This is a genomic window from Kitasatospora sp. NPDC056783 (assembly GCF_042789895.1).
Lineage (GTDB): Bacteria > Actinomycetota > Actinomycetes > Streptomycetales > Streptomycetaceae > Kitasatospora.
Window position 1 is genome coordinate 25,384 of sequence record NZ_JBHUAF010000057.1, and the last position, 6,155, is coordinate 31,538.

Consider the following 6,155-nt stretch of genomic DNA (forward strand, 5'->3'; position numbering starts at 1 on the left):
TCGTACGTGCCACGGTTGCGGACCGGACCGAACCGCCCCAAGACTCTTCTCACACACGCCCCGGTTGGCGGCCCGGCGCCGACCGGGGTATCGCCGCCCCCGTCAGAACGGGTACCAGCGCACCTCGGTGGCCCCGTCCCGCAGCGAGTCGACCCGGCGCCGGAACTCCTTCAGCGCGGCCGGGTTGCTGGCCGCCTGCTGCGCCACCCAGGAGGCGCTGGCGGTCTCCCGGGCGCCGCGCAGCACCGTGAAGCCGGGCCATTCGCGCACGTCCCAGCCGTACGCCCCGGTGAACGCGTGGTACTCCTCGGCGGGCACGCCGTACCGGTCCTGGCTGAGCGCGAGGACCACCAGGTCGTGCTCGCGCAGGTCGTTCGCCATGAACTCCAGGTCGAGCAGCACCGGCCCGTCCGGGCCGACGTGGACGTTGCGCGGCAGCGCGTCGCCGTGGATCACCCCGGGGTGCAGCCGCGGCACCAGGTCGGGCAGGGCGGCCGCGAAGGCGTCGCGGCGGTGGCGCAGGAAGACGACGTCCGCCGGGTCGACGTGGCCCTCGGCGGAGGCCAGCCAGCGTTCGACCGGGGCCAGCAGATCGCGCCGGCCGAGCGTGAAGGGCGGCAGCGGCAGCCGGTGCAGGGCGCGCAGCAGCGGGGCGAGGTCGACCGGGCGGGCGGGGCGGACGGCGGGCGCGAGCCGGTGCCAGAAGGTGACCGGGTGACCGTCGGCCAGCTGAGGTTCGGGAGCCACCGCGTCGTACGGGCGCACCACCGGCACGTCCTGTCCGGCCAGCCAGTGGGCGAGGGCCAGCTCGCGGTGCGCCCGGTCGTACAGCTCGGGGCCGCGGCCGACCTTGGCGACCACGGCCGGGTCGCCGAGGTCGAAGACGGCGTTCTCGCCGAGCGCGAGCAGCGTGGCATCGTCCGGGGCGGGCAGTCCGGCGGACTCGCAGGCCCGGGCGAGCAGCAGCCGGGCGCGGCCCTCGTCGAAGGGGATCATGACTGGGCTCCGTTCCGCCGGTGCGTCCGGGGGATTCCGGACGGTGATCATCATGACGCACGGACGCCGGGCCCCGCGCGTCGCGGGGCCCGGCGGTACCGGGGCGTGACCAGGGTCACCGGCGGCTCGGAGCTCCGACGGGGGCGGCCATCGGGGTGAGCGGCGCGGTGGCGAGCGGGGCGGTGGCCGGGGCGGACTCGCCGTGCGAGAGGTTCGGCAGCCACCGCAGCCAGCGCGGCAGGTACCAGTTGCGGTCGCCCAGCAGGGTCATCACCGAGGGCAGCAGCACCGCGCGGATCACCGTGGCGTCGATCAGCACCGCGACCGCCAGGCCCACGCCCATCTGCTTCATCACCTGCATGGACAGCGAGCCGAAGACCGAGAACACCGCCACCATGATCACCGCGGCGCTGGTGACCACCCCGGCCGTGGAGCGGATGCCGTGGGCGATCGCGGCCCGGGTCGGCAGACCGCGGTCGTGGCCCTCCTTGATCCGGGAGACCACGAAGACGTGGTAGTCCATCGAGAGCCCGAAGAGGATCACGAAGAGGAACAGCGGCACCCAGGACTCCACCGCGCCGACCCCGGCGGTGCCCAGCAGCGAGGCGCCCACGCCGTGCTGGAAGACCAGCGTCAGCACCCCGTACGCGGCGCCCACCGACAGCAGGTTGAGCACCACGGCGGTGGCGGCGACGACCGGGGAGCGGAAGGAGGCGAGCATCAGCAGGAAGGCGAAGGCGACCACGAAGCCGAAGACCAGCGGCATCGAGCCGGTCATCTTCCGGTTGAAGTCGTACGAGGCGGCGGTGGCGCCGGTGACCGGGGCCTCGGTGCCGGGCACCGCGAGCACGGTGGCGGGCAGCAGTTCCTCGCGCAGGCTCCGCAGGGCCTCGTCGCTGGTGGCGTCGTTGCCGGTGCCGTTGAGCGGGATGGCGACGGTGGCGACGTTCTTCTCCGGGTGCACGGAGACCTCCACCGGGCCGTGCATCCTGCCGCCGGCCAGGGCCCTGGCCCTGAGGTCGGCGATCGCGGCGGTCATCGCGGGGGAGTCGATGTCGGCGGCCTTGATCACCACGGTGGCGGGGGCGGGGCTGCCGGGGAAGGCGGCCTCGATCTTCTGCGAGGCGGCGACCAGGGCGTTGCCGGCGGGCAGCTGCTGCTGGAAGGTGAGCTTGGCGGTGTGCATGGTGAGCAGCGGCGCGGCCAGGGCCAGCAGGGCGGCGCCGGCGAGCACGGTGGCGGCCAGCGGGCGGCGCAGCACCGGGGTGAGCACCGCGTTCCAGAACCGTCCGCCGGTCGCGGCGCCGGTCGCCTCCGGGCGGCGCCGCCCGGCGAGGAACGGCACCCGGCCCTTCTCGACCCGGTCGCCGAGCATCGACAGCAGCGCGGGCAGCACGGTGAGCGAGCCGAGCACGGCGGTGATCACGACCACGATGGTGGCGAAGGCCATCGCCCGGAAGGTGGCGATCCCGGTGAGGAACATCCCGGCCATGGCGACGACCACGGTGACGCCGGAGACCAGCACCGCGCGGCCGCTGGTGGCGGCGGCCACGGCGAGCGCGGTGGCCGCGTCGCGTCCGGCGGCCCGCTCCTCGCGCTCGCGGCGCAGGTAGAAGAGGCAGTAGTCGACGCCGACGGCGAGGCCGACCAGCAGCATCACCGAACTGGCGTCGCTGCTGGTGTGCAGGAACCCGCTGCCGAGCGCGACCAGGCCGGCGGCGGCGACGAAGGCGGTCAGCGCGAGCAGCACCGGCAGCACGGCGGCGACCAGCGCGCCGAAGGCGACCAGCAGGATGCCGAGGGCGAGCGGGACGGCCGTCCACTCGGCGCGGGTGAAGTCGGTCGTCATCTGGTCCTGCATCCACTTGCCGGAGCTGGCGTCGCCGAGTTCGACCACGGTCAGGCCGGGGTTGCGCCTCTGCACGTCGGCCACCGCGTCCAGCACCGGCTGGACCTCGTCCACCGCCTTCTCGGCGTCGCCCTTGAGGGTCAGCACCACCAGTGCGGAGTGGCCGTCCGCGGAGACGGCCTTGGTGTCGTACGGCGAGCGGACCTCGGAGGCCTTGCCGGTGCCGTTCACGGCGGCGACGACCTGGCCGACGGCGGCGCGGAACCGCGGGTCGTCGGCGCCGAGGGTGGTGCTCTGGACCAGGACGGTCTCGGCGGCCGGGCTCTTCAGTCCGGCCTCGTCGAGGATCCGCGCGGCCCGGGAGACCTGCCCGGGGATCGACTCGGCCTCGGTGATCCTGGTGCTGCCGTGGGCGCTGCCGAGCGCGGCGACCAGGACGACGAAGAGCAGCCAGCCGAACACCGCGGTCTTGCGGTGCCTGGCGCTCCAGGCGCCCATCGCGGCGGCCGGGCCGAGTCCGGTCCTCACGGGTCTCATCGGTGGTTCCCCCCAGGGAGAGCGGCGGTCGTCGCCGGAACGGGAGCGGTGGGGCCCTGGGTCGGGAGGGCCGCCGGCCGCTGTGCGCCGGCTGCGTTCCGGCGTCACGACCGACAGTAGGCAGCGGGGGTCTGACGGGTAATCCGGCTGGCGGGTCGCCACCCGCTGGTGCTCTCCAGGGGGTTGGGGTGGGGTTTTCCCCACCCTGGGATTTCCCCTACCCCGGTACCCCGAGATCTCCTCCTGGGGGGTAGGGGGTGAGACTCCACCCTGAGGGGGACCTGTCTCCACCCGGAGCACGAGGTCAACGGGGTTGCGCCCGGGAGAGACTGGGGCGGGGCCGCTTCGGGGCGGCCTGCGGGGGTTGAAGCAGACGGGGGCTCCTTGCCGGGCGGCAAGCAAGTGCTCGTAGGATGACGCCCCAGACCCACTTACCTGCCGACCGGCAAGGGAGCCTCTCAGGTGTTCCCGGCCGGTCCAGCCGTCGCCCGGCGTCCCGTCCCCCAAGGGCTGCGGTGAACCATGCCCAGGAGGCATCACGAGCATGTTCCACCGACTAGGACAATTCGTCGTTCGCCGTGCGTGGTGGGTGATCGCCGCATGGGTCGTCGCGATGGTCGCCATCGTCGCGTCGGCACCGAAGGTCACCTCGCAGACGGACGAGTCCGCGTTCCTGCCCAAGCACTACGAGTCCATCCAGGCGGCGCAGCTCCAGGAGCACGCCTTCCCGTCGAGCTTCACGCCCTCCGCGCTGCTGCTCTTCGAGCGCAACGACGGCCGGCCGCTCGACGGTGGCGACCAGGCCTCGATGGACAAGATCGTCAAGGGCCTGACCGACGCGCACATCCCCGTCGTCGAAACGATCCTGCCGGTCGACCCCCAGCAGTCGAAATCGAAGGACGGCAAGTACGCGCTGTCCATGGTCGCCATGGACAAGAGCAAGATGCAGGGCCCGGAGTACGGCGACGCCGCGAAGAAGCTCCGCAGCGAGGGCACCAAGCTCGCCGACGGCACCGGGCTGAAGTTCCAGGTCGGCGGTCAGGCCGCCAGCGGCCTGGACCAGCAGGAGTCCTCCGGCGCCACCGACGCCATCGTCATGGTCGGCAGCCTGCTGCTGGTCATCCTGATCGTCGGCATCATCTTCCGCAGCATCCTGGCCGGCATCCTGCCGGTCATCCTCTCGCTGGTCATCGCGATGCCGGTGGCCAACGGCCTGATCGCCGACGCGATCAAGATCTTCGACCTGAAGTCGTCCCCGATGACCTCGGCGATCCTGATCATCGTGGTCCTCGGCGTCGGTACCGACTACTTCCTCTTCCTGGCCTTCCGCTACCGAGAGCGGCTGCGCCTGGGCGAGGACCGCAAGACGGCCGTGGCCAACGCCGTCGGCCGGGTCGGTGAGGCGATCGCCTCCGCCGCCGGTGCCGTCGCCGTCGCCTTCGCCGTCCTGGTCCTCTCCAGCCTGGGCATGTTCACCGCGCTCGGCCCGGCGCTGGCCATCGCGGTCATCGCGACCGCCCTGGTCTCGCTGACCCTGGCCCCCGCCGTGCTCGCCGTCATCCCGTCCAGGGGCGTGTTCTGGCCGGGCAAGAAGTGGATGCAGGAGCCCTCGAACGCCCGCTTCGCCGCGCTCGGTCGGATGACCGGCAAGAAGCCGGGCCTGGTCGCCCTGGTCTCCGGCGGCGTCCTGGTGGTGCTGGCCCTGGCCGGCATCAACTACAACGGCACCTACGACCTGGCCGGCAGCTCGATGCCCAAGGGCAAGGAGTCGATGGTCGTCCAGGACAAGCTGATGACCGCGTTCTCGGCCGGGGCCGCCGACCCGAGCCACGTCTACCTGACCAGCACCGACGGCGCCAGGCTCAGCGACTCGGCGATCAAGGACTTCGCCGGCAAGCTCCAGGGCGTTCCCGGGGTGGCCACGGTCGTCGCGCCGTCCGCCGCGGCCAAGACGGTCAACGCCGAGGGCACCACCGGTGACTTCACCGTCCTGCTCAAGGACGCGCCGGCCTCCAACCAGGCCATCGACACCATCGAGAAGGTCCGGGACACGGCCCACGCCGCGGCCCCGGCCGGCAGCAAGGCCCTGGTCGGCGGCATCACCTCGGTGTACAAGGACATCAACACCGCGATGGTGCACGACTACACGCTGGTCTTCCCGATCGCGGCCGTGCTCATCATGATCATCCTGGGCCTCCAGCTGCGCAGCGTGGTGGCCCCCTGGTACCTGATGGCCTCGGTCGGCCTCGGCTTCGGTGCCACCCTCGGCGCCACCACCCTGCTGTTCCAGAACGTCAAGGGCGAGCCCGGCCTGATGTTCATGCTGCCGATCTTCATCTACCTCTTCGTGGTGGCGATCGGTACGGACTACAACATCCTGATCATCGCCCGCCTCCGCGAGGAGGCACGGGAGGGCCGCAACCCGCGTGAAGCCGCCCGCGAGGCCGTCAAGCACGGCGGCCCGACCGTCGCGGCGGCGGGCTTCATCCTGGCGGCGTCCTTCGCGACCTTCATGCTCGCGGGCAACGTGCTCTTCATGGAACTCGGCTTCTCGCTGGCCTTCGGCATCGTGCTGGCGGCCTTCGTGATGGCGATGTTCTTCACCCCGGCGCTCACCGCGCTGCTCGGCCGCCGCGCCTGGTGGCCCGGGCACGGGGACACCGCCGGCCACGGCCACGGCGAGGGCGCGGGCAGCACGGGCCCCGCCTCCGTCCCTGTACTGCTGCACCACCATCGCCTGCCAACCCCCAACGACTGCCGCTCGGCCGAGCCC

The 6,155-nt window shown here is 72.4% G+C and carries 3 protein-coding genes; 1 reads left to right on the forward strand and 2 read right to left on the reverse strand.

Annotation, left to right across the window (positions count from 1 at the left end; all coding sequences use genetic code 11):
- Nucleotides 1-102: 102 nt before the first annotated feature.
- On the reverse strand, nt 103-996 hold the full coding sequence (locus tag ACFRMQ_RS11895) for a phosphotransferase enzyme family protein (RefSeq protein WP_380729668.1): 894 nt from the start codon (nt 994-996) through the stop codon (nt 103-105).
- A 115-nt stretch (nt 997-1,111) separates the two neighbouring features.
- The gene (locus tag ACFRMQ_RS11900; protein WP_380729670.1) at nt 1,112-3,382 is read right to left on the reverse strand and encodes an MMPL family transporter; all 2,271 of its coding nucleotides are present in this window, start codon (nt 3,380-3,382) and stop codon (nt 1,112-1,114) included.
- 589 nt (nt 3,383-3,971) lie between these two features.
- Here ACFRMQ_RS11900 and ACFRMQ_RS11905 point away from each other — a divergent pair.
- Nucleotides 3,972-6,155 (forward strand): MMPL family transporter (locus ACFRMQ_RS11905; RefSeq protein ID WP_380729672.1); only part of this gene is annotated, 2,184 nt, incomplete at its 3' end.

Bases quoted from the DNA above. Each gene is read 5' to 3' on its own strand.
- ACFRMQ_RS11895 (WP_380729668.1), bottom strand. From the start codon at position 996: ATGATCCCCTTCGACGAGGGCCGCGCCCGGCTGCTGCTCGCCCGGGCC.
- ACFRMQ_RS11900 (WP_380729670.1), bottom strand. From the start codon at position 3,382: ATGAGACCCGTGAGGACCGGACTCGGCCCGGCCGCCGCGATGGGCGCC.